At 74.2% G+C, this 24,731-nt stretch carries 25 protein-coding genes; 4 read left to right on the top strand and 21 right to left on the bottom strand.

The window, feature by feature from the left end; translation table 11 throughout:
* Window positions 1–133: 133 nt before the first annotated feature.
* From M8330_RS17485 to thrS, 17 genes are all read right to left on the bottom strand, one after another.
* Window positions 134–901: a YebC/PmpR family DNA-binding transcriptional regulator gene (locus tag M8330_RS17485; RefSeq protein ID WP_250828378.1), complete on the bottom strand. Its 768-nt coding sequence runs from the start codon at window positions 899–901 to the stop codon at window positions 134–136.
* 61 nt (window positions 902–962) lie between these two features.
* Entirely contained in the window at window positions 963–1,592 is a 630-nt protein-coding gene (gene pdxT, locus M8330_RS17480) for a pyridoxal 5'-phosphate synthase glutaminase subunit PdxT (protein WP_250828377.1), read from the bottom strand.
* Window positions 1,593–1,625: 33 nt separating this feature from the next.
* A complete protein-coding gene (locus tag M8330_RS17475) occupies window positions 1,626–2,639 on the bottom strand; it encodes a S24/S26 family peptidase (RefSeq protein ID WP_250828376.1) in 1,014 nt (337 codons plus the stop codon).
* Window positions 2,636–3,859, bottom strand: a complete 1,224-nt coding sequence (locus tag M8330_RS17470; protein ID WP_250828375.1) for a signal peptidase I — start codon at window positions 3,857–3,859, stop codon at window positions 2,636–2,638. The genes M8330_RS17475 and M8330_RS17470 overlap by 4 nt, the downstream gene beginning before the upstream one ends.
* A 50-nt stretch (window positions 3,860–3,909) precedes the next feature.
* Window positions 3,910–4,440: an alternate-type signal peptide domain-containing protein gene (locus M8330_RS17465; protein WP_250828374.1), complete on the bottom strand. Its 531-nt coding sequence runs from the start codon at window positions 4,438–4,440 to the stop codon at window positions 3,910–3,912.
* 227 nt (window positions 4,441–4,667) lie between these two features.
* Window positions 4,668–5,075, bottom strand: a complete 408-nt coding sequence (locus M8330_RS17460; protein ID WP_250828373.1) for a hypothetical protein — start codon at window positions 5,073–5,075, stop codon at window positions 4,668–4,670.
* The gene (locus M8330_RS17455) at window positions 5,072–5,692 is read right to left on the bottom strand and encodes a SipW-dependent-type signal peptide-containing protein (RefSeq protein WP_250828372.1); all 621 of its coding nucleotides are present in this window, start codon (window positions 5,690–5,692) and stop codon (window positions 5,072–5,074) included. Before M8330_RS17455 ends, M8330_RS17460 begins: the two co-directional genes overlap by 4 nt.
* Window positions 5,685–6,347: a signal peptidase I gene (locus M8330_RS17450; protein ID WP_250828371.1), complete on the bottom strand. Its 663-nt coding sequence runs from the start codon at window positions 6,345–6,347 to the stop codon at window positions 5,685–5,687. Before M8330_RS17450 ends, M8330_RS17455 begins: the two co-directional genes overlap by 8 nt.
* A gap of 8 nt (window positions 6,348–6,355) precedes the next feature.
* Window positions 6,356–6,937: an alternate-type signal peptide domain-containing protein gene (locus tag M8330_RS17445; protein WP_250828370.1), complete on the bottom strand. Its 582-nt coding sequence runs from the start codon at window positions 6,935–6,937 to the stop codon at window positions 6,356–6,358.
* 131 nt (window positions 6,938–7,068) lie between these two features.
* Window positions 7,069–7,980 (bottom strand): pyridoxal 5'-phosphate synthase lyase subunit PdxS, encoded by a 912-nt coding sequence (gene pdxS, locus M8330_RS17440; protein ID WP_250057086.1) that lies wholly within the window; start codon window positions 7,978–7,980, stop codon window positions 7,069–7,071.
* A 57-nt stretch (window positions 7,981–8,037) separates the two neighbouring features.
* Entirely contained in the window at window positions 8,038–8,658 is a 621-nt protein-coding gene (gene pgsA / locus M8330_RS17435; protein WP_250828369.1) for a phosphatidylinositol phosphate synthase, read from the bottom strand.
* A gap of 13 nt (window positions 8,659–8,671) precedes the next feature.
* Window positions 8,672–9,505, bottom strand: coding sequence for an inositol monophosphatase family protein (locus tag M8330_RS17430; protein ID WP_250828368.1), 834 nt, complete (start codon window positions 9,503–9,505; stop codon window positions 8,672–8,674).
* On the bottom strand, window positions 9,505–10,059 hold the full coding sequence (locus tag M8330_RS17425) for an HIT family protein (RefSeq protein ID WP_250828367.1): 555 nt from the start codon (window positions 10,057–10,059) through the stop codon (window positions 9,505–9,507). Before M8330_RS17425 ends, M8330_RS17430 begins: the two co-directional genes overlap by 1 nt.
* Window positions 10,056–10,826 (bottom strand): TetR/AcrR family transcriptional regulator, encoded by a 771-nt coding sequence (locus tag M8330_RS17420; protein ID WP_250828366.1) that lies wholly within the window; start codon window positions 10,824–10,826, stop codon window positions 10,056–10,058. The genes M8330_RS17425 and M8330_RS17420 overlap by 4 nt, the downstream gene beginning before the upstream one ends.
* Before the next feature lie 50 nt (window positions 10,827–10,876).
* A complete protein-coding gene (locus M8330_RS17415) occupies window positions 10,877–12,655 on the bottom strand; it encodes an FAD-dependent oxidoreductase (RefSeq protein ID WP_250828365.1) in 1,779 nt (592 codons plus the stop codon).
* 34 nt (window positions 12,656–12,689) lie between these two features.
* Window positions 12,690–13,724, bottom strand: a complete 1,035-nt coding sequence (locus M8330_RS17410) for an AurF N-oxygenase family protein (RefSeq protein WP_250828364.1) — start codon at window positions 13,722–13,724, stop codon at window positions 12,690–12,692.
* Window positions 13,725–13,997: 273 nt separating this feature from the next.
* A complete protein-coding gene (gene thrS / locus M8330_RS17405; RefSeq protein ID WP_250828363.1) occupies window positions 13,998–15,983 on the bottom strand; it encodes a threonine--tRNA ligase in 1,986 nt (661 codons plus the stop codon).
* A gap of 195 nt (window positions 15,984–16,178) precedes the next feature.
* Here thrS and asnB point away from each other — a divergent pair, with 195 nt between their 5' ends.
* Both asnB and M8330_RS17395 read left to right on the top strand, forming a co-directional pair.
* Window positions 16,179–17,756 (top strand): asparagine synthase (glutamine-hydrolyzing), encoded by a 1,578-nt coding sequence (gene asnB / locus M8330_RS17400; RefSeq protein WP_250828362.1) that lies wholly within the window; start codon window positions 16,179–16,181, stop codon window positions 17,754–17,756.
* 83 nt (window positions 17,757–17,839) lie between these two features.
* Window positions 17,840–19,309, top strand: coding sequence for an amidase (locus tag M8330_RS17395; RefSeq protein WP_250828361.1), 1,470 nt, complete (start codon window positions 17,840–17,842; stop codon window positions 19,307–19,309).
* Between the two features lie 5 nt (window positions 19,310–19,314).
* Here M8330_RS17395 and M8330_RS17390 read toward each other — a convergent pair whose 3' ends face one another.
* Window positions 19,315–19,887, bottom strand: coding sequence for a mycothiol transferase (locus M8330_RS17390; protein WP_250828360.1), 573 nt, complete (start codon window positions 19,885–19,887; stop codon window positions 19,315–19,317).
* On the opposite strand from M8330_RS17390, the gene M8330_RS17385 reads away from it, so the two are divergent.
* On the top strand, window positions 19,886–20,614 hold the full coding sequence (locus M8330_RS17385; protein ID WP_250828359.1) for a class I SAM-dependent methyltransferase: 729 nt from the start codon (window positions 19,886–19,888) through the stop codon (window positions 20,612–20,614). The two genes, M8330_RS17390 and M8330_RS17385, sit on opposite strands and share 2 nt — an antisense overlap.
* On the opposite strand, the gene M8330_RS17380 is transcribed toward M8330_RS17385, so the two are convergent.
* The 3 genes from M8330_RS17380 to M8330_RS17370 all read right to left on the bottom strand — a co-directional run bounded on the left by M8330_RS17380 (window position 20,608) and on the right by M8330_RS17370 (window position 24,169).
* Entirely contained in the window at window positions 20,608–22,047 is a 1,440-nt protein-coding gene (locus M8330_RS17380) for a signal peptidase I (protein WP_250828358.1), read from the bottom strand. The two genes, M8330_RS17385 and M8330_RS17380, sit on opposite strands and share 7 nt — an antisense overlap.
* Entirely contained in the window at window positions 22,026–22,634 is a 609-nt protein-coding gene (locus M8330_RS17375) for a hypothetical protein (protein WP_250828357.1), read from the bottom strand. Before M8330_RS17375 ends, M8330_RS17380 begins: the two co-directional genes overlap by 22 nt.
* Before the next feature lie 110 nt (window positions 22,635–22,744).
* On the bottom strand, window positions 22,745–24,169 hold the full coding sequence (locus M8330_RS17370; protein WP_250828356.1) for an FAD-binding oxidoreductase: 1,425 nt from the start codon (window positions 24,167–24,169) through the stop codon (window positions 22,745–22,747).
* 272 nt (window positions 24,170–24,441) lie between these two features.
* Here M8330_RS17370 and M8330_RS17365 point away from each other — a divergent pair.
* Window positions 24,442–24,731: hypothetical protein (locus M8330_RS17365; protein ID WP_250828355.1), on the top strand; the 290-nt coding region annotated here is incomplete at its 3' end.

Genomic DNA, 24,731 nt, shown 5'->3' with positions numbered 1-24,731 from the left:
TCTCCGTCGTCGGGAATGCACCCGCTCGTCCGAACAGGTGTTCTAACCGTAGACGACGACGCCCCGCCGTCCCGTACGGGACACGCGGGGCGTCGTGGCGTGTGCTGCCGACCGGATCTCGCTAGGGTCCGCGTCAGGCGTCGACGGACTCCAGGACCTCGTCCGGGATGTCGGCGTTGGAGAAGACGTTCTGCACGTCGTCGAGGTCGTCGACCGCGTCCACCAGGCGCATGACCTTCTCGGCCACGTTCGCCTCGCCGACCGGGATGTCCATGGTCGCCACGAAGAGGACGTCGGCGGAGTCGTAGTCGATCCCGGCCTCCTGGAGGGCGGAGCGGACGGCGACCACGTCGGTGGCCTCGGAGTGGACCTCCCACACCTCGTCCAGGTCCTTCACCTCGTCCGCGCCGGCGTCGAGGGTGGCCTCGAGGACGTCGTCCTCGGAGACCTCCTTGTCCTCCTGGGACTTCTGCACCACGACCACGCCCTTGCGCTCGAAGAGGCGCGAGACGGAGCCGGGGTCGGCCATGGTGCCGCCGTTGCGGGTGACCGCCGTGCGGACCTCCATGGCGGCGCGGTTCTTGTTGTCGGTGAGGCACTCGACCAGGAGCGCGACGCCCTGGGGGCCGTAGACCTCGTACATGATCGTCGTGTAGTCGACGCCGCCGCCGTCGAGGCCGCCGCCGCGCTTGACCGCGCGGTCGATGTTGTCCTTCGGGACGGAGGTCTTCTTCGCCTTCTGGATGGCGTCGTAGAGGGTCGGGTTGCCGGCGGGGTCGGGACCACCCATCTTGGCGGCGATCTCGATGTTCTTGATCAGCTTCGCCCACAGCTTGCCGCGCTTGGCGTCGATCGCGGCCTTCTTGTGCTTCGTGGTCGCCCACTTGGAGTGCCCGGACATGCTCTTCTCTTCCCGCTGGTTCTCGACTGGTCCCGATCGGTTCCGTGCCGGGGCGCTGCCCTCAGGCCCGGAGGACCAGGTCCACGAACAGTCCGTGGACCCGGGAGTCGTGGCCCACCTCGGGGTGGAACGACGTCGCCATCAGGTGGCCCTGGCGGACCGCCACGATCCTACCCGCCGCGGCCTCCACCCCGGCGGCAGCCGTCTCGACGGGGTCCAGCGCGGCCAGCACCTCGACCTCCGGGCCCGCCTCCTCCACCCACGGGGCGCGGATGAACACGCCGTGCACCGGGCCGTCGATCCCGGTGACGTGCACCGGCCCCTCGAAGCTGTCGACCTGGCGACCGAACGCGTTGCGGCGCACCGTCATGTCGATCCCGCCGAGCGTCTCCTGTCCGGGCGCACCGTCGAGGATGCGGTCGGCCAGCAGGATCATCCCCGCGCACGTGCCGAAGGCGGGCAGGCCGCTGCGCAGCCGCTCGCGCAGGGGCTCGAGCAGGTCGAAGGTGCGGGCCAGGCGCCACATCGTCGTCGACTCCCCGCCGGGCAGCACCAGGCCGTGGCAGCGGGCCAGCTCCTCGGGGCGGCGGACGGTGATCGCGTCCACGTCGAGGCGGCGCAGGGTGGTCACGTGCTCGCGCACGTCGCCCTGGAGGGCGAGCACGCCGAGGGTGGGTCGTGAGGTGGGCACGAGCGATGATCCTAGGAACCCGGCCCGGCCGCCTCAGAGGCAGGTGACGGTGGTGAGCACGACGAGCAGGTCCTCGGGGTCGCTCGGCTCGCTCTCCCAGGTCTGGAACCGGGCGCGCACGGTCACCTGGCCGGCGTCCAGGATCTGGCTGACCCCGACCTCGACCGCGGTCTGGTCGGTCAGGACGTCGGGGCCCCGAGGCACGACCACCCGGTACCCAGTGGCTCCGGGGACGGCCGCCCAGGAGATCCGCGCCGTGCCGCTCAGCAGCGCCCGGCACGTGGTCACCGGGACCTGGGCGGAGGTCGTGCCCAGCGTGCTCGTCACCGTGACGTCGTCGGCCCAGCCGTCCGCGGCGACGGCCGCGCCCCCGCCGTGCGCCACCAGCACCAGGGCGACGAGCGCGGCGGCTCCGCGTGCGAGGCGGGTCTCGCGACGGCCGTGGCCGGCCTCCTCGACCACCGGAGCGCCCGCGTCACCGGCCTCCTCGACCACCGGAGCGCCCGCGTCACCGGCCTCCTCGGCCACCGGACGCGACGCGTCGTCGGGATCGTCGGGGCCCCTGTCCTCGCCGGGGCGGCGTGGCCGCAGCAGGACCGAGAGGAGCAGGGCGCCGTAGCCGCCGAGCAGCAGCATGCCGACGGGGCCGGCGAGCCAGGCCATGACGTGGCCGAGGCCCGGCACGTGCGCGACCAGGCGGTCCGCGGTGCGCACCGAGTAGGGGGCCGGGTCGACGGCGTCGTTGGCGTCGCCGCGGAGCACGAGCGTGGCCGTGCCGTCGGGGCCCCGGGTGAGGCTCTCGACGCGGTGCGTGACCCGCGTCCCGCTCGGGGCGAGCACGGAGACGACGTCGCCCACCCGCAGGTCGGCGGCGGGCACCTCCCGGGCCAGGCCGAGGGACCCCGCCGGCACGGCCGGCTCCATGGAGCCCGAGCGGAACAGCAGCACCCTGGCGTCGAGGACGAGCGCGGCGAGCAGGACGACGAGCCAGGCCGCGCCCACGAGGGCGCTGAGCGTCAGCAGGCCGTCGGCGAGGCGGCGGGTCACGACAGGTCCGAGGTGCCGGTGAAGGTGAGCGTCAGGTCGGTGCTGTGCCCGGCCAGCGAGACCGGGGCCGTGAGCGGCAGCGTCACCTCGACGCAGACGGTCTCGGACCCGCCGGCCGCGATCTGCCGCTTGGTGCCGACCAGGGTGCCGCCCAGCGAGCCGGTCACGCCGGCGAGGCTGGGGCCGCCGCAGGTCCGTGCGCTCCCGGTGCCCGTCACGGTGGTCGCGCCGGTGACGTCGACGACCAGCCCGCCGAGCAGCGGGGCGTCGGTGCCGCTGCTGGCGGCGGTCCACGCCAGCGGCACGGTGCCGCTGTTCTCCAGCGTCAGGACGGCGGCGGTGGAGCTGCCCGGCACCAGGCCGGCGAGGCTCAGGTCGTCGAACGAGGCGACCGCGTCGCTGCCGTCCACCCGCAGGTCGAGGGTGCCGGTCGTGATCGTGGCTCCGCCGACGGCCACGGTGTCGGTCCAGGAGGCCTGGGTGGAGGTGACGAGCAGGGTGGCAACCACGCCCAGCCCGAGCGCTGCCCGGAGCCGGGGCGAGCGCCAGGTGCGGCGGTCAACGCGCAGCGACATCGTGCTTCTCCTCCTCCTGCTCCTGCTGTGCATCAGTGGTCGGCTCGGCGCTGCGCCCCCGGGCGCGCTGGACGCCGGCCCGCAGCAGCAGCCAGGTGGCGTAGGCCAGCAGAGCCCGGCCACCACCCGGGACGCGGACTCGCGCTGGGCGGCGGTGAACGCGGTGGACACGTGCCCCAGCCACGGGACGGAGTACCAGCGCTCCCCCACCACCTGGACGGGCCGGACCCAGCCCGGGTCCGGGTCGGCGTTCGCGTCGCCCCGGGTCCGCAGGAGGGTGCCGCCCTCCTCGTCCGTGCCGATCGCGACGACGCGGTGGGTGACGACGTCGGGCTCGCCCGAGCGCAGCTGGTAGGTGATGACGTCGCCGGTGCGCAGCGTCGCCGCGTCGACGGGTCGGACCACGACGAGGGTGCCCGGCGGCATCCCGGGGCTCATCGAGCCGGTGAGCACGGTGTAGGGCGTGGCGCCGCCCAGCCGCGGCACGACGACGGCCACGGCCACGACGGCCAGCGCGGCGACCAGGACGAGCAGGCCCAGACCGCTGACCAGAGCGCCGACCAGGCCGCTGACCAGCCGCCCGGCCGGCCCCCGGGGAGACGGCCGGGGAGACGGCCGGGTCGCGTGCCTCGCTGCTGCGCTCATGCTCGGCGCCTCTCGTCCGCTCGGTCGGCCCGCTCGGTCCGCCCGCTCGCTCAGGAGGTCTTCTGGCTGGCGGTGACGACCAGGTTGCCGAGGGTGCCGCTCGTGTCCTCCAGGCTCTCGGCCAGGTCGGAGCCCATGGTCAGGGTGGTGACGGTCTGCACCGCGTACGAGCCCTCCGGCAGCCCGGTGCCACCGGTGTAGGGGTCGCCCCCGACGGTGAAGGACGTCGCGGCGGTGAGGGCGGCCGCGAGGTCTCCGGCGGGTGCGACCTCGGTGTCGACGGTGAAGTCGACGACCATCGTGTCGCCGGCGACGCTCAAGGTCAGCGCGCAGGTGCGGGTGAGCACGTCCCCGGGGGCGAGCAGCACGGCCGTGGGGTCGACGTCGGTGAGCAGGCTCCCGACCAGGCCCTGGAGGTCCCACTGGCAGGTGCCCGGGGTCAGGTCCAGGTGGCCGGAGGTGATCGCTCCGGGACCGGTGGTGGTCTCGGTCTCGTTCCAGTAGGCGAGGGTGCCACCTCCCCCGAGGAGGAGGACGGCGGCGGTCGCGGCGGCGAGGCCGCCCTTGACGGAGTTCTTCATGGGGGTGCTCCAGTGCGTGGGGGGTGTCCCCGGCTCCCTCCCGAGGTGCCGGACGGGACGACACTGGTCGAGGCCCGAAGGTAAAGGAACCGGATCGCACCGAGTCCGACCGATCGCTGCCGAGCCGGCTCCCGGTGTGACTGGTCCCGTCTGGTCACTCCTGACCACGCACGCGCCCCGGGGCCGGCGGGCAAGCGTTTCCGCCTCGCTCGCCGGTCTGGTCCGGATCAGCCGCACACGCCGATGAGGAAGGCCACCACGGTGACCGTCCTGCTGTTGGAGCTGTTGGAGACCCAGGTCGTGCCGAACCTGGCCCGCACGGTCACGGTGCTCGTGCCGAGCAGGCTCGTGAAGTGCTGGGTGAGGGTCGCGGCGGAGACGTCGTGGTCCGCCCCGCCGTAGGTGAGGCGGTAGCCGGTGGCGCCGGGCACCGCGGTCCAGGACACGTCGGCCCCGCCGAGGGTGAGGGCGCCGCACGAGAGCACCGGGCCCGCCGGCCCCGCGGCCGTGACGGTCGTGCCGGTGAGGGCGGCCGAGTCCGCCCAGGCAGCCTCTGCGGCTCCCCCGGTGGGCAGCACGAGGACCAGCCACAGAGCCAGCGGCGCGCAGGCCAGGCGCCGCAGGAGCCGGCTCACGAGACGACCGACGACGCGCCCGCCGTCAGTGCCACGGAGGCCGTGGCCCCCATGAGGGTCGAGGGGGCCGCCGCGTCCAGCGTGACCTGGACGCACACGGACGTGGACCCGCCGGCGGACAGCGGCCCCTGCGCGGTGACCAGCGAGGTGCTGGTCGTGCCCAGGGCGACGCTCGAAGCGAGGGCGGTGCCGCCGCTGCAGGTGGCCGCGGAACCGCTCCCGGAGACGGTGGCGCCGGAACGCACGGTGACCGTGAGGGCCGAGGCGGTGGCGTACGCGGAGGCGCCGGTGCCGGACAGCGACCCGGAGAACGTCCAGGTGAGCTTGGCCGTGCCGTTATTCTGCACCGAGACCAGCTCCGCCGAGGAGCTGCCGGGCACCATGACGGGCATCGAGAGCGTGGTCGTGGCCCGGGAGTCCGCACCGTCCAGCCGCAGGTCCAGGGAGCCTGCGGTGACGGTGGTGCCGGTCAGCTGGGCCGAGTCGGTCCAGGCCGCCCAGGTGGGGCGCACGACGAGCAGCGCGACGAGGGCCAGGCCCAGCAGCCACGCGGCCCGCCGCAGGTGCGTGCGGCCGCTGCTGCGCGCCCGGTGCGCTGGGGCGGCCCGCCTAGGCACGGTGCACCCCCGAGTGGAGGTGCAGCCTCCTCCGGTCGGCCGCACGAGCCGCCTCGCGGCTGGAGACCGACGGCGAGCGCAGCGCCCGCACCGTCGTCAGGAGGGCGTAGCCGAACAGCCACAGCGCGGCGGCCAGGGAGAGCCACCGACGCTGGTCGTGGTCGAGCAGCAGCGAGACCCGACCCAGGTGCGGGACGGAGTACCAGACGCGGCCGCGGACCTGCTCGGGCCGCACCCACTCGACGTCGGGGGTCGCGTTGGCGTCGCCCTGGGTCTGCAGCCAGGTGCGACCGTCCGGCCCCTGGGCCCGGGCCACGACCCGGTGGGTGATCACCTCCGGGCGGTCCGAGGCGACCTGGTAGGTGACGATGTCGCCGACGCGGACGTCCTCGACGGGCAGCGGCTTGACCACGACCAGGGAGCCGGGCAGGACGGTGGGGCTCATCGAGCCGGTGAGCACCGTGAACGGCTGGGCGCCGAACAGCGCGGGGAGGCCGATGCCCAGCACGAGGGCGGCCGCGGCCACCAGGCTGGTCAGGAACGCCACGCCCGTGACCACCGACCGCGCGACGCGGCGCACGCCGCCGAGCACCGTGGACCCGCGGCGGTGCGGGTCGGTCGACGCGCCGCGCCGCAGCGCGGGGGTGGTGGTCACGGCGGCCATCAGTCGTGGACCTGCGTGAGGGAGACCGTGTAGCCGCCGATGTCGGCGGTGTCGAGCTGGGTGGTGTTGTCGGCGGTGCCGTTGTAGGTGATCGACAGGGTCGCGGCGATGGTCTCGCCGTCGTTGGCCTCGGTCACCTCGGTGACGCTGGCGCCACCGACGGTGAAGGCACCCCCGACCACGAGCTCGGCCGCCAGGTCGCCGGTGGTGGTGGGCGAGGTGGTGGCCAGCGTGGCCCGCAGGTGCTCGCCGGTGGCGTCCAGGGTGAACGTGCAGCTCTTGGTGAGCACGTCCCCGGGCACCAGGGCCATGGTGACGGGGTCGAAGCTGATGCCGGGCGCCGCCTCGGCGGAGTCGATCGTCCAGCCGGCGGCGGCGCAGGTGCCGGCCGTCGTGTCCGTGAGCGCCAGGCTGCCGGCGGCGAGGCCGGTGACGCCGCCGACGCCGACGCTGTCGGACCACGATGCCAGCGTGCCCCGGATCTCCAGGAGGAGCAGCACGGCCACGACGACGGCCACGGCGCTGCGCACGTAGGCGTAGCGGCGGGATCGACCGCGGTGCGAGACGGACGGGGCGGGCATGGCGACTCCTGGGGAGAGGGAGGGTTCCTCTCCCCCATCGGTCCCTGCCCGGGGTTCCTGCGAGGTCGACGCAGGTTTTTACCCGACCGGCCGCACCGGGGGCAGGCGTCGCCCCCGGTGTGGCCGGTGGGTCACCAGCCGCGCTCGGCGAACTGGATGGAGCGCGCGGGCTCGTCGACGTTGAGGCCCACCATGGCCTCGCCCAGGCCGCGGGAGACCTTGGCGACCATGTCGGGGTCGTCGTGGAAGGTCGTGGCCTTCACGATCGCGGCGGCCCGCTGCTCCGGGTTCCCGGACTTGAAGATGCCCGAGCCCACGAACACGCCGTCGGCGCCGAGCTGCATCATCATCGCGGCGTCGGCGGGGGTGGCGATGCCGCCGGCGGTGAAGAGGACGACGGGGAGCGTGCCGGTCCGGGCGATCTCGGCGACCAGCGCGTAGGGCGCCTGGAGCTCCTTGGCGGCCACGTACAGCTCGTCGGCGGGCAGCGTGGTCAGGCGCTTGATCTCGGCGCGGATGGTGCGCATGTGGGTGACCGCGTTGGAGACGTCACCGGTGCCGGCCTCACCCTTGGAGCGGATCATCGCGGCGCCCTCGGTGATGCGGCGCAGCGCCTCGCCCAGGTTGGTGGCACCGCAGACGAACGGCACGGTGAACTGCCACTTGTCGATGTGGTGGGAGAAGTCCGCCGGGCTGAGCACCTCGGACTCGTCGATGTAGTCCACGCCGAGGCTCTGGAGCACCTGCGCCTCGACGAAGTGGCCGATGCGGGCCTTGGCCATCACGGGGATGGAGACGGCCTCGACGATGCCGTCGATCATGTCGGGGTCGCTCATCCGGGAGATGCCGCCCTGGGCGCGGATGTCGGCGGGCACGCGCTCGAGGGCCATGACGGCGACGGCGCCGGCGTCCTCGGCGATCTTGGCCTGCTCGGGGGTGACCACGTCCATGATCACGCCGCCCTTGAGCATCTCGGCCATGCCGCGCTTCACGCGGTCGGTGCCGGTCTCGGGGGCGGTCACGCTGTGCTGGGTCTCGCTCATGGCCGCATGCTACGGCCAGCCCCGCGCGGGCCGGCGACCAGTCCGGCCGCGTCAGGCTCAGCCCGGCAGCGGACGGCCCTTGGCCTGGCCGTAGACCTTCCGAATGCGGAAGACCACCGTGTAGGAGTTCGCGAACGCGAGGATCCACAGCGCGGCGAACATCAGCCACGGCAGCCCGAAGATCGCGCCCAGCCCGGTGGCCACCAGGATCAGCACGAGACGGTCGGCGCGCTCGGCGAGGCCGCCCTTGGCGTCCAGGCCCAGCGACTCCGCCTTGGCCCGGGCGTAGGAGGTGACCGCACCCATGACGAGGCAGTACAGGCTCAGGCACAGGTAGAGGTAGTTGTCGCCGGGGCCCGCGAAGTACAGCGCGAGGCCCCCGAAGACCGCTCCGTCGCCGATGCGGTCGAGCGTGGAGTCCCAGAAGGACCCGAAGAGGGACGACTTGCCGGTGCTGCGCGCCATCTGACCGTCGATGAGGTCGGAGAAGACGAAGCAGGTGATGAACACCGTGCCGGCCAGCAGGTGGCCCGTCGGGTAGAAGATCAGCGCGGCCGCGGCCACGCCGAGGGTGCCCACGAGCGTCACCGTGTCCGGGCTGACCCCCATCCGCACCAGGAGTCGCACGAACGGCGCGAGGATGACGCCCTGCCAGAAGCCCTTGAACCTGTCCAACATCTCGAGCCAGACCCTACTGGTCCTGGGCGAGGAGCAGTGCCTCGACCTCGGCCACGGCGCGCGGGGCACCGGTGATGTTCCAGGTGCGGCCGCCGGCCTGCACGAGGGCGGCGGCTCCGCCGAGGCCCAGCACCAGCGCGGCGCCGGGCAGGCGGTCCCAGTCGGGGAGGCTGTGCTGGAACTGGCAGCCCAGGCGCCCCTCGGCCACGGCCGTGGAGTCCATCGAGGACGAGCCGAGCGCCCGGATCGTGGCCACGCCCGAGACCGCACGCCGCCAGGCGTCGCCGACCGGCCCGTGCTGGAACGTGGGGTGCAGGTAGGTGGCGACCCCGCTCGAGGCCAGGTCGACGTCGGCCAGCGGGGGCAGGGGCTCCCCGTTGACGGTGGTGGGCACCCCGGGCCCGCCGACGAAGGTGCGCCCCTGCGCAGGGTCGTGCACCGCGCCGAGGAGCACGTCGGTGGCACCGGTGGTGCCGACGGTGCGCAGCGCCAGCGCCGAGCACCACCACGGGATGCCGGCGACGAAGTTCCAGGTGCCGTCCACGGGGTCGATGACCCACTCCCGGCCGGAGGCGGAGGCACTGGTCGCGCCCTCCTCGCCGAGCACGCCGTCGTCCGGGCGCTCCTGGGCCAGCCGCTCCAGGACGTGGGCCTCGGCGGCCTTGTCGGCGGCGGTGACCACGTCGGAGACGCTGGTCTTGGTGTCGGTGGCGATGCTGCCGCCGGCCTCGGCGCGCATCCGGGCGGCGAGGCCGGCGGCCTCGCGGACGAGGTCGCCGGCGAGCCAGACGTCGTCGGGGGTGACGGTGAGGCCGGCGGCGGGGGTGTTGCTGGTCGGGGCGCCCATCAGGCGGTCCACCTCTCGGCGAGGAGCGCCCGGGTGTCGCCGAGCAGCTCGGGCAGGGTCTTGGTGCGGCCGATGATCGGCATGAAGTTCTGGTCCCCCGGCCAGCGGGGCACGACGTGCTGGTGCAGGTGCGCGGCGATCCCGGCACCGGCCACGGCGCCCTGGTTCATCCCGATGTTGAAGCCCTCGGCCCGCGAGACGGTGCCGAGCGTCCTCATCGCCTGCTTGGTCAGCACGGCCATCTCCGCCGCCTCCTCCCCCGTCGTCTCGGAGTAGAGGCTGACGTGGCGGTAGGGGCAGACCATCAGGTGCCCCGGCGCGTAGGGGTAGAGGTTGAGGATGACGAAGGCCAGCTCGCCGCGCAGCACCACGAGGCCGTCCTCGTCGGTGAGGCCGGGCGCCCGGCAGAACGGGCACTGGCCGGCGGAGGCGTCCGCGGGCTTGTTCTCGCCGCGGATGTAGGCCATCCGGTGGGGAGTCCAGAGCCGGTCCAGGTCGTCGGGCTCGCCGACGCCGTCCTGCACCAGCGGGCCCTCGGGGTGCTCGTCGCTCACGTCGTCGATCCTGCCCCATCCGCGGCCGGGGCGGTCGGCGGGGCGGGGTCCTCGAACAGGTCGGCGAGGGGCTGGTCACGGTCGAGCTCGACGCCGAGGGCCCGGGCGTGCCCGTCGAGGAGGTACCAGACGGAGTCGGTGACGGTCTCGGCCAGGACGACGGCGTCCGGCCGTCGCTCCGGCAGCGCCAGCCAGCGCCGGACCGCCGCGACGACCGCCCCGACGAGGCCGTGGGTGAGCGGGTCGAGCACCGCGGCGTCGTCCTCGGTGATCTCCGCGCCCAGCAGCTGGAGGGCGGCCACGATGAGGGCCAGCACCTGCCCGGCGACCACCTCGGTGCCCTGGGTGACCGCTCCCCCGCCGGGCCCGAGGTCGGACTCGATCATCCGGTGCAGCGAGGGGTGGGCAGCCGACCACGCGACGTAGGTGGCGACGATCCGCTCGATGATGTCGCCGATGCTGCCCTCGAGCGTCACGGCCGGCAGCAGCTCGTCGAAGAGCTGCTGGACGATGTGCGCCTGGACGGCGGCGTCCAGGTCGGCCCGATCGGCGAAGTGCCGATAGAGCACCGTGCGCGAGAGCCCCGCGCGGGCCGCGATCGCGCTGACCGGCACCTCGGCGCCGGCCTCGCCCTCCTCGATCACCGCGACGGCGGCCGCCAGCACGTGCTCGCGGCGCTCCGCCTTGTGGGCGTCCCAGCGGTCCCGTCGCCCGTCGCGACGCGCGGCGGGGCGACCGGGCGGCGTGCTCGCCGTCGTCCCGCTCATGCTCCGCCTCCTGCGCCTCGTCGGCGCCCGCGGCGGGACGTCCCGCCTGCTCAGCCCGTGGGGACGGACCGGCGCCGCCTGCGAGCGTACCGGCCCAGGAGTCCCTCGCGGTGGGCAGGTGCGGAGGCGGCCCGGCGGGCCAGCCGCAGCATCTCCTCGGGCTCGACCACCTTGCAGCGGGCACGGCCTGCGGCCTGCCCGCGGCGGCGCTCCTCGGCGTCGATCGCGCGCCAGCCGGCGAGGTCCACGACCTCCACGCCACGGTCGGCGAGCAGGTCGTCGAGGCCCGCGGCACCGGCGACGCGGTGGGTGACCGCGTCGAGGTGGTCCAGCAACGAGGACACCGTCTCCTGTGCGCACGCCTTGTTCGCGCCGATGGTGCCGCGGGGGCCGCGCTTGGCCCACCCCACGACGAAGTCCTGGGGGCGGGCCGCGACGCTGCCGTCCTCGTGGACGACGGCGCCGGTCTCCTCGTCGTGCGGGAGGTCCGCCACGGGGCGGCCGAACCAGCCGACGGCCCGTACCAGCAGGCGGGCGGGCAGCAGCGCGACCTCGCCGGTGGGCAGCGGACGACCGTCGGCTGCGGGCCGGGTGGTCTCGACCTCGACGGCGCGCACGCGCTCCTCGCCCAGGACGGCGACGGGCACCGCTCCGGTGCGCAGCACGACCCGGCGCCGCGGTCGGCCGTCCGGCAGCGGGCCGCGTGGCCGGGCGGCCGCCAGGCGTGCCAGGGCCCGACCGCGCGGAGTGTCGGCGGCGGGCAGCGGCCACGCACCGGTCTCGAGGAGGACGTCGATCCCGTCCTCGGGCGCGGCGAGGGCCTCCAGCCCGAGGATCTCCGGGAGGGAGAAGGCGGCCTCGGCGGGTCCGCGGCGGCCCAGCACGACCACCTCGGTGACCGTGGAGGACGCGAGCTCGGCCCACGCGAGACCGGCCACGTCGGTGGCGCGCAGGCGAGCGGGGTCGGCGGTCAGCACGCGGGCCACGTCCAGGGCGACGTTGCCGGTGCCCACGACGACCGCACGGCGGCTGCCGTCGTCCGGCTCCTCCCCCGGGCCGCCCCGCGGCGACGCCAGGTCGACGGGCAGGTCGACCAGGTCAGGGTGGCCGTTGTACCAACCGACCAGCTCCGTGGCGGAGACGCTGCCGTCGAGGTCCTCGCCGGGGATGCCCAGGCGCTTGTCGGAGGCGGCCCCCACGGCCCAGACCACGGCGTCGTAGTGCTCGCGCAGCTCGGCGGCGCTCACGTCGGCGCGCTCGGCCGCCACGTCCTCGTCGGTGCCGACGCTCACCCCGAGCAGGTAGCGGAACCCCGGCTGGGACTCGATGCGCTCGAAGAGCCGCTGCACCCGCTTGGTGTCGGGGTGGTCGGGCGCGACGCCCGCGCGCACCAGCCCGTGCGGGGTGGGCAGCCGGTCGAGCACGTCGACGCTGACCTCGGGGTGCCGCAGCAGGTCGTCGGCGGCGTAGAGCCCGGCGGGGCCGGCCCCCACCACGGCCACGCGGACGGGGCGGCCGCTGCGAAGGCGCCGCTGCTCGGGCACCCGCGCCACCGGGGTGCGGTCGGGGTGCGGGTTGGTCTCGAAGTAGGCGGCGTTGGCCTCGAGGAACGGCATCTCGGCCAGGCTCAGCCGGGTGTGCGGCTTGATCGCGTCGACCGGGCAGGCCGTGGCGCACGCGCCGCACCCCACGCAGGCATCGGGGTCGACGTGCAGCATCTCGGCCTCGGCGAAGCCGGGCTCGCCCGGTGCCGGGTGCAGGCAGTTGACCGGGCAGGCCACGACGCAGGAGGCGTCGGCGCAGCAGGCGCGGGTGACGACGTAGGGCACGGCGGTGTACCTCGGGATCTCTGCTCGGGTCGCGTCAGGCCGCGGCCGAGGCCGGCTCGCTGCGGAACCGGGAGGCACGGCCGTCGATGCCGAGCAGGCGCCAGATGCGGCGAGCCAGCGGGTTCATGATCCCGGTGGACTCCGCGAGCATGCGGACGTCGGCGAAGAGGTCGCGCAGGAACTTCCTGGACGCGGGCTGGCGCCAGTAGACCTGCTTCATCACGTCGGCCGGGATGCCCATGTCGCGCTGCGCCTTCTTGCTCGGCACGACGATCTCGTTGCACAACCAGCGCATCAGCACCGGCACCAGCAGTGACATGACGAAGCGCTCGCCACGGCCCAGCTTGGCGGAGGTGTGCTCCAGGTACTGGTGGGCGAAGCCGATGTGGCGGGCCTCCTCCGCGACGTGGATCTGCATGATCCGGCGCAGCAGCGGGTGGGTGTTCTCCCCGGCGCGCAGCACGGCCTTCTGCGCGTGGTCGATCGGCTCCTCGCCGGCGAGGACACCCCAGAAGAAGATGGCGGGGTACTTGCGGGCGACCAGCGGCAGCAGCATCGCGGTGGCGCGGAAGAAGCGGGTGCCGCCGTCCACGTCCGCGCCCGTGCGGTTCACGAGCTGCTGGAACATCTGCGTGTGGTGGCACTCCTCCGTCGCCTCGTGCGTGGAGTAGCGGAACTCCGGGCTGCCGTTGGGCAGGGCGAAGGTGAAGTTCATGATGCCGCTGATGAGCAGCTGCTCGAACTGGAGGCCCACCTTGGCCACGCAGGCCTGGCGGTAGAGGCCGATGCGGATCTGCTCGGCCTCGGGCAGCGAGCGGTACCAGTCGGTGCCGCCGAGCACGTCGGCCTCGGGCAGCCTCCAGCGCGGGTCGTCGTCGCGGACGGCCAGGGCCGGGTCGTCCCAGTCGATGTCGGTGAAGGCGTCGAAGTGGTGGTCGACCGAGGCCTCCGACAGCGTCATCAGGCGCTGCTCGTAGCCCAGCTTCTCGAGCGCGCGCTCGTCCAGCGCGCCGTGCTCGTCGAAGAGGGGGGTCTCGGGACCGGTCGGTCGCAGGGGGGTGGTGGTCATCGCGGGTCACCTCGGGGCGTTCGGGTTGCTGAGGGAGCGGAACTGACACGACGACGTTAATGCGACACGGTGTCGCTTGTAAATGGTTGGGTGCGACAGCGTGTCGCATTCAGTCCGTATCGACCCGGCCGCTGTGCAGGTGCGGCGATCTCGAGGCTCGGCCGTGGCCGGCCTCGCACCTCGATCACCGGGAGGGCCGGACGCAGCAGCGCCCCGGACCGAGTGGTCCGGGGCGCTGCTGGTGGTGGTGCGGGTGCTGCAGGGTGGTGCGGATCAGACCTGCACGCGGCCGGCGACGGCGTCGAGGACGCGCTGGATCGCCTCGTCCACGGGCACGCCGTTGTCCTGGCGGCCGTCGCGGTAGCGGAAGGAGACGGCGCCGGCCTCGATGTCGGCGTCGCCGGCGATCATCATGAACGGCACCTTCTGCAGCTGCGCGTTGCGGATCTTCTTCTGCATGCGGTCGTCGGAGTCGTCCACCTCGACGCGCAGGCCCTGCTTGGTCATGCGCGCGGCGATCTCGGTGAGGTACTCGTTGTGCCGCTCGGCGATCGGGATCGCCTCGACCTGCACCGGGGCGAGCCACGGAGGGAACGCGCCGGCGTAGTGCTCGGTGAGCACGCCCAGGAACCGCTCGATGGAGCCGAACTTGGCCGAGTGGATCATCACCGGCTGCTGACGGGTGCCGTCGGCGGCCTGGTACTCCAGCCCGAAGCGCTCGGGCTGGTTGAAGTCGTACTGGATCGTCGACATCTGCCAGGTGCGGCCGATGGCGTCGCGGGCCTGCACGGAGATCTTCGGGCCGTAGAACGCGGCGCCGCCCGGGTCGGGCACGAGCTCGAGACCGGACTCGACGGCCACCTGCTCCAGGATCGAGGTCGCGGTCTCCCACTGCTCGTCGGAGCCGATGAACTTCGCGTTGTCCGCGTCGCGCGTGGACAGCTCGAGGTAGAAGTCGTCGAGACCGAAGTCCTTGAGCACGCCGAGGACGAAGTCGAGCAGGTGCTTGATCTCGCCCGGGGCCTGCTCCGGGGTCACGTAGGAGTGGGAGTCGTCCTGGGTCAGGCCGCGCACGCGGGTCAGGCCGTGGACGACGCCCGACTTCTCGTAGCGGTAGACGGTGCCGAACTCGAACAGCCGCAGCGGCAGCTCGCGGTAGGAGCGGCCGCGCGAGGAGAAGATCAGGTTGTGCATCGGGCAGCTCATGGCCTTGAGCTGGTACTTCGCACCCTCGAGCTCCATCGGCGGGAACATCGTGTCGGCGTAGTACGGCAGGTGGCCGGAGGTGTGGAACAGCCCGTCCTTGGAGATGTGGGGGGTGCCCACGTAGGAGAAGCCCTCCTCCACGTGGCGCCGGCGAACGTAGTCCTCCATCTCCCGCTTCACCACGCCGCCCTTGGGGTGGAAGACGGGCAGGCCGGAGCCGAGCTCGTCGGGGAAGGAGAAGAGGTCCAGCTCGCGGCCCAGCTTGCGGTGGTCGCGACGCTCGGCCTCCTCCAGGCGCTCGAGGTAGCCGGCCAGCTCCTCCTTGGAGGGCCAGGCAGTGCCGTAGATGCGCTGGAGCTGCTTGTTCTTCTCGTCGCCGCGCCAGTAGGCGGCCGCCGAGCGCATGAGCTTGAAGGCGGGGATGCGCTTCGTGGTGGGCAGGTGCGGGCCACGGCACAGGTCGCCCCAGGCGGCCTCGCCCTTGCGGTTGATGTTGTCGTAGATCGTCAGCTCGCCGGCGCCGACCTCGACGTTCGCCCCTTCGGCGGCGTCCTCGGCGTTGCCGGAGCCCTTCAGACCGATCAGCTCGATCTTGTAGGGCTCGTCCTTGAGCTCGGAGATGGCGTCGTGGTCGGAGACGGGCCGGCGCTCGAAGCGCTGGTTCTCCTTCACGATCTTGCGCATCGCGGACTCGACCTTGACCAGGTCCTCGGGCACGAACGGGGTCTCGACGTCGAAGTCGTAGTAGAAGCCGTCGGTCACCGGCGGGCCGATGCCGAGCTTGGCCTCGGGGAAGATCTGCTGCACGGCCTGGGCCATGACGTGCGCGGTGGAGTGGCGCAGGATGTCGAGGCCGTCGGGGCTGGAGATCTCGACACCCTCGACCTCGTCGCCCTCGGCCAGCTCGTAGGAGAGGTCCTTCAGGGCACCGGCGACACGGGCGGCGATCACGTCCGGGGTCTCGGTGAAGAGCTCCCAGGCCTTCGTGCCGGTCGTGACGGTCCGTTCCTCACGCGCGTCGGCGTTCACGAGGACGATCGTCAGGTCGGACACGAGATGCTCCTTGGTTCGGGTGCGGTGATGACGGGACGGCGACGGCGCCGGCCCGCAGGACAGGCTATCCGGGCCCGTGGGGTGCGGCGCACGCGGATATCCGCAGGTGCGACCCGGCGGCCCGGGTGTGCCCCCGCGCCCTGCCCGGGTCTAGCGTCGACGGCCGTCACCCGACCCCGACCGAGGAGCCCTCGCATGTGCGGCATCGCCGCTGTCCACGACCGTCGTCCGACCCCGGAGAGGCTGGAGGAGGGACGAGCGATCGGCCGGCGGATGCTGGACGCGCTCCACCACCGCGGCCCCGACGGCCGCGACGACCGGCAGGTCGGGCCGACCTGGCTGGGGCACACCCGTCTCTCGATCGTCGACCTGGCCGGCGGCCGCCAGCCGCTGACCTGCGAGGCGGTCTCCGGGAGCCGCTGGGTGGCCGCCAACGGCGAGATCTACAACCACGCCGACCTGCGCGCCCGGTTCGCCGCCGAGGACGGCGTGGCCGAGGACGCCCTCTTCGCCACCCACAGCGACTCCGAGATCGTCCTGCACGTGCTCGACCGGCTCGGCACCGACGGCCTGCACCGGCTCAAGGGCATGTGGGCCGCCGCCGTCGCCGACGAGGACGGCGGCCTCGTGCTGGGTCGCGACCCGCTGGGCGTGAAGCCGCTGTACTGGGCCGAGCACGACGACCGGCTGCTGGTCGCCTCCGAGATCCAGGCCTTCCCCGCCGAGGCACGCCCCCGCGTGGAGGAGTTCCCGCCCGGCCACCACTGGAGCAGCTCCGACGGGCTCGTCCCCTTCGCCGACCTGCGGCACGACCCGCTGGGCGACGGCGCCGGCATCGGTCCTGTGTTCACCACCCGCGAGGAGGCGCACGAGGCGATCCGGGAGTCCGTGGTCGAGTCCGTCCGGGCGCGGATGATGGCCGACGTCCCCGTGGGCGTGTTCCTCTCCGGCGGGCTGGACTCCAGCATCGTCGCCGCCGTGATGGTGCGGCTGGCCGAGCCCGGCCAGGTGATCCGCTCGTTCGCCGCCGGGACCCCCGGCTCCCCCGACCTGGTCGCCGCCCGGGAGGTCGCCGCGTACCTCGGCACCGAGCACCACGAGCGGGTCTACGACGACGCCGACGTGCTCGAGGCGCTGCCGGAGGTGGTGCGCACCATCGAGTCCTACGAGCCGACCCTGGTGCGCAGCGCCGTGCCCAACCACCTGCTCTCCGCGCTCGCCGCGCAGCACGTGAAGGTGGTGCTCACCGGCGAGGGCGCCGACGAGCTGTTCGCGGGATACCACCACCTGCGCGACCTCGAGCCCGAGGCGCTGGCCGACGCCCTGGTCGAGGGCATCGAGGTGCTCCACCACCTCAACCTCCAGCGCGCCGACCGCACCTCCATGGCGCACGGCCTGGAGGCGCGGGTGCCGTTCCTCTCCCGCGAGCTGCTCGAGACCGCGCAGCGGGTGCCGCTGGCGTGGAAGAGCCTCGGGCAGGACCACCAGGCCCGAGCCCAGGAGAAGGCGATCCTGCGCGAGGCCTTCGAGGGCTGGCTGCCCGAGCACGTGCTGTGGCGGCGCAAGGAGCAGTTCGGGGACGGCTCCGGCACCGGCGCGGTGATGGCCCGCCAGGCGGCGGCGTTCGTGCCCGAGGAGGAGTGGGGCGACGTCCGTTTCGAGGGGCTGCCGCCGGCCCGCTCCCGCGAGGAGCTGGGCTACCAGCGGGTGTTCGCCGAGCACCTCGGCGGCACGCGGGCCGAGCAGGTGCTGGGGCGCTTCGCCACGGTCTGACCGGGCGGTGCTCCGCCGGTGGCGCCACACGGGCGCAACACGGGCGGAACGCGTCTGTGCGCTGGCTGAGTCATCATCTCCGCATGACCCTGGCTCCCCCTGACGCAGGTCGGCGCGGCACCGCGGCCCCGCCGCCCCTGCGTCCGCGCCCGGACACCGTGGTCGGCCCGCACGACGGCCCGGCCGGCTGGCCGGCCGCACGCGTGGCCACCGCCGTGCGCGAGGGCGTGGTGACGGCGACCTCCGTGCTGGAGGCGCACCTGGCCCGCACGGCCCTGCACGACCCCGTGCTGCACGCCTTCGTGCACCTGGACGTCGAGCGCGCCCGCGCACAGGCCCGGGACGTGGACGACGCCGTGGCCCGGGGCGTCGACCCGGGCCCGCTGGCGGGCGTGGTGTTCGCGGTCAAGGACAACGTGGACGTCGCCGGTGAGGTGACCGCCTGCGGCTCGCTGGCGCACCCGGGCCGCCCAGCGGTCCGCGACGCCGTGGCCGTCGCCCGCCTGCGCGCCGCCGGCGCGGTGCTGCTGGGGCGCACGACGATGGACGAGCTGGCCATGGGTGCCTCCACCGTGACCGCGGCGACCGGCCCGGCGCACAATCCCTGGGACCCGCAGCGCTCCCCCGGCGGCAGCTCGGGCGGCAGCGCCGTGGCCGTGGCGGCCGGCCTGGTCTCGTTCGCCCTCGGCACCGACACCGGCGGCTCGGTGCGCGAGCCCGCCGCGCAGTGCGGGATCGTCGGCCTCGCGCCGACTCCTGGACTGGTGAGCGCCGCCGGGGTGGTGCCCTACGCCCGCGGGTTCGACCGGGTCGGCCCCCTGACCCGGGACGCGGCGACGGCCACCCTCGTCCTCTCGGTGCTGGCCGGGCACGGTGACGACGAGCACCGCGCGGACGTCGAGCAGCGCCTCGGCCTGGGCTCGCCGGTCCTCGACGGGCTGCGCCTGGGCGTCGTCCGCGAGCTCGGCGAGCTGCCGAACTCCGCCGGGGTGCGCGAGCGGGTCGCCGCCCTGCTGGCGCGCGCCGAGGAGGCCGGCGCCGAGCTGGTGCCGGTCTCGGTGCCCCAGGCGCGCGAGGCGCTGGAGGCCTACCTGGTCGTGACGTCGGTGCTCGTGGCGCCTGTGGTCGCGCCGTGGGTGGCCACCGGACGCGCCGGCGCCCACGTGGTCCGACGGCACCGCGACGGCCGCACGCTGGCGGCCGGCAGCCCGACGCTCGAGCGGGCCCGCCTCGTCCGCCGTCGGCTGCGGCTGGCGCTGGAGCGGGCGCTGGAGGACGTCGACCTGCTCGTCTCCCCCACGATGCCCACGACCGCGCCGCTGCTCTCGGCACTGGCCACCCCCGGTGGCGCCGAGGGGATCACCGACCCGGCCCTGGCCCCCTACACCGACTGCTGGACGGTCGTGGCGAACATGGCCGGGCTGCCCGCCCTGTCGCTGCCGGCCGGCCACAGCCACGAGGACGGCCTGCCCGTCGGCGCGATGCTCACCGGGCGACGCGGTGGCGACGCCCTCCTGCTGGCCGCGGCCGAGGCGCTCGCCGAGACCGACTGACGCGCTCAGCCCTCGTCGGGGGCGTCCAGCACCAGCCGCTGGTGGCCGTCGGCGAGCTCGCGGACGGCGTCGAGGTGGCCTGCGTGGGTGGCGGTCTCCACCAGCACGTGCAGCAGCACCTCGTGCACGCTGGCGTAGGGCACCCCGGTCGGTCGCGCGGGCGGGTCGTCGAGGTCGAGGGTGCGGACGACCTCGTCGCTGTGCACGCAGGCGTGGTCGTAGGCCGCCAGCAGGGCCACGTCGTCGGCGTCCTCGGCCACCTCCCAGCCGGCGTGGCCTACCGGGAGGTCGACGTCCTCCCCGGCCAGCGCGTGCGCGAACCAGTACGTCTCCACGTCCCGCGTCAGGTGCTGGACGAGGCCCAGCGGCGTCCAGCCCGACGGCAGCCGTGCCGCACGCCGGTCGTGCGGGGTCATCTCCGCCACCTGGGTGCGCACGTGCCGTCGCTTGGAGCCCAGCCAGGCCAGCAGCAGGTCACGCGTCGGGTCCGGTGCCATGGCCTCCCGCTCGGGGTCGACGAGGGGGTCGACCCGGGAGCCGAGCCGGGAGTCGATGCGGGCGCCGGCGGTCTCGTCCATGCCCACCACCCTCCCGCGCGGCGTCGGCGGGCGCCAGCCGGTGGCCTCGACGGCCAGGGATGATGGGGCGGTGGAGCCGACCCAGCAGCGCGCCGCCGTCCGCGCGCACTACGACGCCCGCGCCACCACCTACGACGAGAGCGCCATGCACCGCGACCTGGTCGCCGCGGTGGCCTCGCTGGTGCGGTCGCGACGACCGGAGCCGCGGCCCGGCCGGGTCGTGCTCGACGTCGCCACGGGGACGGGCCTGGCGCTGCGGGCGCTGCAGGCTCCAGGGGCATCGGCCGACGACCGCCTCGTGGGGGTGGACCTCTCCCCCGCCATGCTGGCCGTGGCGCGGGCCCACCTGCCGACCGCCGGGCTGCTGCGTGGTGACGCCTCGTGGCTGCCCGTGGCCGACGGCGTGGTCGACGTCCTCACGTGCGTGACGGCGCTGCACCTCCTGCCGGAGCCGGACACGGCCGTGCGGCAGTGGCGCCGCGTCCTGCGCCCCGACGGCCTGGTGGTCACGGCCACCTTCGCCGACGCCGTCGACGGGCCCCGACCGACCCCGCGGCGCGACCCGGCGCTGCCGCAGGGGTTCGCGCGTCGGCACGAGCCCTTCAGCACCCCGCCGCGGGTCGCCGACCTGCTCGCGCCGCACGGCCTGCGGCTGCGTGAGCACCGCCGCCTCGTCCTCGGCCGCGACGCGCTGCTGCTGTGCGCCGCGGAGGTCGCCGCTCAGTAGCGGGCGGCGTGGTGGCCGGCGACGTCGTCGACGTAGCCGGCGAACTTCTCGCTGGACGGCGTGCCCGGCCAGCCACTGAGGCCGCCGGAGCCGATCCGCCAGTACCCGGAGAAGCTCTGCGAGACGGTGTTGGTCGAGGAGCCGACCTGGGCGCCGTCGACGTAGAGCCGCATCCCGGCGGCGGACATGGTCGCGGCGACGTGGTGCCAGGCGCCGTCGTTGTAGGCGGCGCTCGAGGCGATCGTGATGCTCGGGCCGGCGCCGCAGACCAGGCGGCCGTCGTTGCGCATGTAGACCATCCGGTCGTACGACCAGCCCCACGCGGTGGTGCCGGACTCGAACCCGATCAGCTTGCCGCCGCTGGTGGTCGTGGTGCTGAACCACAGCTCCACGGTGTAGACGGACGGGGCGGTGTACGCGGTCGTGCTGACGACGAAGTCGTCGATCCCGTCGAGGCGCACCGACGTGCCGGTGTCGGTGCCGCAGGCGCGACCCTGGGCGAGGGCGGGGCCGCCGTGGTAGGTGCCCGTGTTGCCGGTGCCGGAGGCGTCCGCCGCCGTGGTGCCACCGGTCTCGTCCAGGCGCCACGCGAGGACCGGGCCGTGCGCGAGCGGCGCGCGCTGGCAGGAGTACCAGGCGGCCGTGGCCGAGTAGGGGCTGGTGCTGGTGGTCGAGCGGTAGGCCGCCGAGGCCGGCGCGAGCACGGCCCCGGCGCCCGGGAGCACGGCACTCGCGCCCAGGAGCAGGGCCAGGGCGACGGGCAGCAGCACTGGCAGCAGGCTGAGCACCCCGACCGCGGGACCACGGAGCCGGTCGGGCACGCCCGTCGGGTCGGCCGCGGCGGCGCGGCCGGCGCGGTCGGCGCGGTCGTCCTGGTCGTGCTGGTCGTCCCACTCCTCGGGGCCCTGGCGGTACCACTCCGCGAGCAGCACGACGAGCAGCAGGCCGAGCCCGGTGCCGAGCGCTCCGGGGGTCAGCGCGTGCCCGTCGTGCCACCACAGGAAGGGGCGTCCCACGTACGGCACGCGCAGCCGCGCGAGCCCGAGCACGTCCTCGCGGGCCACCGGGTCGCTGTCGGGCTCGGCGTTGGCGTCACCGCGGGTGATCGCAGAGCCGTCCTCGCGCACCTCCACGACCCGGTGGACCAGCAGCGTCCCCGGCTGCGCCGGGCTGTCGACCAGCACGATCCAGCCGGCCCGCAGGTCGGTGCCCGGGTCCAGGGGCGCGGAGACGACCACGTCCGAGGGCTCGATGCGGGGCAGCATCGAGCCGGAGACGGTGACGGTCGAGTGCCACCCGAGGGCGACCGGGAGCACCGACCAGACGACCAGGCCCGCCAGCACGGCCAGGACGGCGCGCGCTGCCGTGGTGACCAGCAGCGCGCACCAGCCGGTGCGGGCGGGGCCCAGGGTCAGGAGGACTGGGCTTCCCACGTGAACCCCAGCCCGGCCGTGCCGCCCTGGGTGGAGTCGGGCGCGGCGGCGTCGAGGGAGTAGGCGATCCGGTACACCCGGGTCTCGGTGGGGGTGCCGGTCAGCGACCAGGACCCGACGCCGGTGCCGAAGGAGGTCTTGGTGCTGAAGCCGGCCAGGGTGCCGGTGTAGGCGGTGCTCGAGGAGACGAAGCCGGCGCAGGACGGGAACGTGCTGCCCGTCCCCTCCTGGACCGTGACGTTGATGGACGCGGCGAGGTTGTTGGTCGTGCTGTAGCCGGTGGCGTAGAGCTTGACCGACCCGGCCACGGTGGAGGCCGAGGAGACCTTGATGCAGGCCTCGCCCGCGCTGCCGGGCTTCAGCCCGTTGATGGTGAACAGCGCGGTGCCGGTGTCGTCGTCGGTGATCGAGACGACCCCCGAGCTCCAGCTGTTGCCGGCGTTGGCGGTCGTGGAGGTGTAGGCCGAGCTGGAGGCCTGGTAGACGAGCAGCGAGCTGCCCACGAAGGCCGCGAGGACGCCGACGGCGCTGACCACGACCGCGGACCGCCGACGGGGGCCGCGGGAGAGTCGTCGACGTCCGGGCATGGGGTTCTCCTGGTGAGGTGAGGGTGGGACCAAAGTCCCTGTCACCGGTCCGAAACGGTAGACCCCCGGCCGGGATGAGGCGCCTTCACGCCATCCTCACAACCGTTTGCTCAGATCGTCGGCGACGCCACCTCGAAGACCTTGCCGGGGTTGAGGACGCCGGCGGGGTCGAGCGCGGCCTTCACGGCGCGGTGCATCGCCAGCACGGCGGGGCTCAGCTCCTGGTCGAGGCCGTGCCGCTTGAGCAGCCCGACCCCGTGCTCACCGGTGACGGTGCCCCCGAGCGCCAGGGCGTCGCTGATGATCTCCTCGAATGCCGCCTGGGCGCGCTCCTGAGAACCCGCGTCGTCCGGGTCGGCGACGAGCAGCGGGTGCAGGTTGCCGTCGCCGACGTGGGCGATGTTGGCGATGGTGATGTCGTGCCGGGCCGCGATCGCGTCGATCCGCCCGAGCATCTCGGGCACCGCGGCGATCGGCACGCACACGTCCTCGGTGAGCACCGGGCCCAGCCGCTCGAGCGCCGGGAACGCCAGCCGGCGGGCGCTGAACAGCATCTCCGCCTCCTCGGCGGTCTCCGAGCGCTCGGCCCACCCCGAGCCGGCACCGCGGAAGCAGCGCAGCAGCTCCTCGGCGTGCGCCTCGGCGGCCGCCCCGCCGTCGTCGAACCGCGCCAGGAGCAGCACGTCGGCCTCGTCCGCCAGGCCCATGTTCTTCCAGGCGTCCACGGCGCGCAGGCAGTGCCGGTCGACCAGCTCGAACGCGGCCGGGCGCAGGCCGGCGGCCGTGGCGGCCCGCACCGCCTCGCCGGCCGAGACCGAGTCGTCGAAGTAGCCGGCCACGGTGACGCCCTGCGGCGGCAGCGGGCGCAGGCGGACGGTGACCTCGGTGACGATGCCGAGGGTGCCCTCCGCGCCGACCATGAGCCCCAGCAGGTCGTAGCCCGCCACGCCCTTCGCGGTGCGGCGCCCGAGGCGCACGACCTCGCCCGTGCCGGTGACGACCTCGAGGCCGATCACGTAGTCGCGGGTCACGCCGTACTTCACGCAGCACAGGCCACCGGCGTTGGTGGAGACGTTGCCGCCGATCGTCGACCAGGGCGAGCTCGCGGGGTCCGGCGGGTACCAGAGCCCGTGCTCGGCGACGTGGCCACGCAGGTCGTCGTTCACGACGCCGGGCTGGACGACGGCCAGCCGCTCCAGCGGGTCCACCTCCAGCACCTCGTCCATCGCGTCCAGGGCCAGGACGACGCAGCCGTCGAGGGCGTTGGCGCCACCCGAGAGGCCGGTCCCGGCGCCCCGCGCCACGACCGGCACCCCGTGCTCCAGGCACGCCCGCACGACCGTCTGCACCTCCGCCGTCTCCCGCGCCCGGGCGACGGCCGCGGGCCGACCCACCGGGGCCCAGACCGCCTGGTCGGCGGAGAGGCCGGCCATCACGTCGGGATCGGTCACGACCCGTCCCTCGGGCAGGCGCTCGAGCAGCGTCGCGAGGACGGGCGGCGTCGCTGCCGCCCGGGTGGAGTCGGTCAGTGTCACGGTGCGCACCTCGTCAGGAGTCGTCGGCCGGCGGTCGAGCTGATGGTTGCCGGGGACACCCATCAGACCACTCGCCCTCGCACCGGCCGGGCAGGGCGTCCGCGCAGCGGGACGACGCCGCGCCGCGCCGCGGCGCGTCCCGCGAAGGACAAATCCCCGAGAAACACCCGGGATCGCTCGACCGGACCACTCATAGTTCCAGCGTCCGGTCCGTTGGACCAGACATCGCCAGCGGCCTCACCCGACGCCGCCGCTTCCCTGGGGGGACCCTCGTGCTCAGCACCACTCGACGCCGCCGCGCCGCCACGCCCTCGTCCGCCATGCCCACGTCCGCCACGCCCTCGTCCGCCGCACGGTCGGTCGTCGCGCTGGCCGCGACCGCCGGCCTGCTCCTGGCCGGGCTCGGCAGTGGCGCCGTCGCCGCCGACCAGGCCTCCCCCACCACCGGCACCCCCACCACCGGCACCCCCACCACCGGCACCCCCACCACCGGCACCCCCACCACCGGCACCCCCACCACCGGCACCCCCACCACCGGCACCCCCACCACCGGCACCCCCAC

Source organism: Nocardioides bruguierae (assembly GCF_023656415.1).
In the GTDB taxonomy this organism is placed as follows: domain Bacteria; phylum Actinomycetota; class Actinomycetes; order Propionibacteriales; family Nocardioidaceae; genus Nocardioides; species Nocardioides bruguierae.
The sequence above is the reverse complement of the archived record's forward strand: the minus strand, read 5'-3'. Positions and strand labels throughout refer to the sequence as shown.

Coding starts and splice junctions, on each gene's coding strand:
- M8330_RS17485 (WP_250828378.1), bottom strand. CDS start 901: ATGTCCGGGCACTCCAAGTGGGCGACCACGAAGCACAAGAAGGCCGCG.
- M8330_RS17470 (WP_250828375.1), bottom strand. CDS start 3,859: ATGAGCGCAGCAGCGAGGCACGCGACCCGGCCGTCTCCCCGGCCGTCT.
- M8330_RS17465 (WP_250828374.1), bottom strand. CDS start 4,440: ATGAAGAACTCCGTCAAGGGCGGCCTCGCCGCCGCGACCGCCGCCGTC.
- M8330_RS17445 (WP_250828370.1), bottom strand. CDS start 6,937: ATGCCCGCCCCGTCCGTCTCGCACCGCGGTCGATCCCGCCGCTACGCC.
- pdxS (WP_250057086.1), bottom strand. CDS start 7,980: ATGAGCGAGACCCAGCACAGCGTGACCGCCCCCGAGACCGGCACCGAC.
- pgsA (WP_250828369.1), bottom strand. CDS start 8,658: ATGTTGGACAGGTTCAAGGGCTTCTGGCAGGGCGTCATCCTCGCGCCG.
- M8330_RS17430 (WP_250828368.1), bottom strand. CDS start 9,505: ATGGGCGCCCCGACCAGCAACACCCCCGCCGCCGGCCTCACCGTCACC.
- M8330_RS17420 (WP_250828366.1), bottom strand. CDS start 10,826: ATGAGCGGGACGACGGCGAGCACGCCGCCCGGTCGCCCCGCCGCGCGT.
- M8330_RS17410 (WP_250828364.1), bottom strand. CDS start 13,724: ATGACCACCACCCCCCTGCGACCGACCGGTCCCGAGACCCCCCTCTTC.
- asnB (WP_250828362.1), top strand. CDS start 16,179: ATGTGCGGCATCGCCGCTGTCCACGACCGTCGTCCGACCCCGGAGAGG.
- M8330_RS17395 (WP_250828361.1), top strand. CDS start 17,840: ATGACCCTGGCTCCCCCTGACGCAGGTCGGCGCGGCACCGCGGCCCCG.
- M8330_RS17385 (WP_250828359.1), top strand. CDS start 19,886: ATGCCCACCACCCTCCCGCGCGGCGTCGGCGGGCGCCAGCCGGTGGCC.
- M8330_RS17390 (WP_250828360.1), bottom strand. CDS start 19,887: ATGGACGAGACCGCCGGCGCCCGCATCGACTCCCGGCTCGGCTCCCGG.
- M8330_RS17375 (WP_250828357.1), bottom strand. CDS start 22,634: ATGCCCGGACGTCGACGACTCTCCCGCGGCCCCCGTCGGCGGTCCGCG.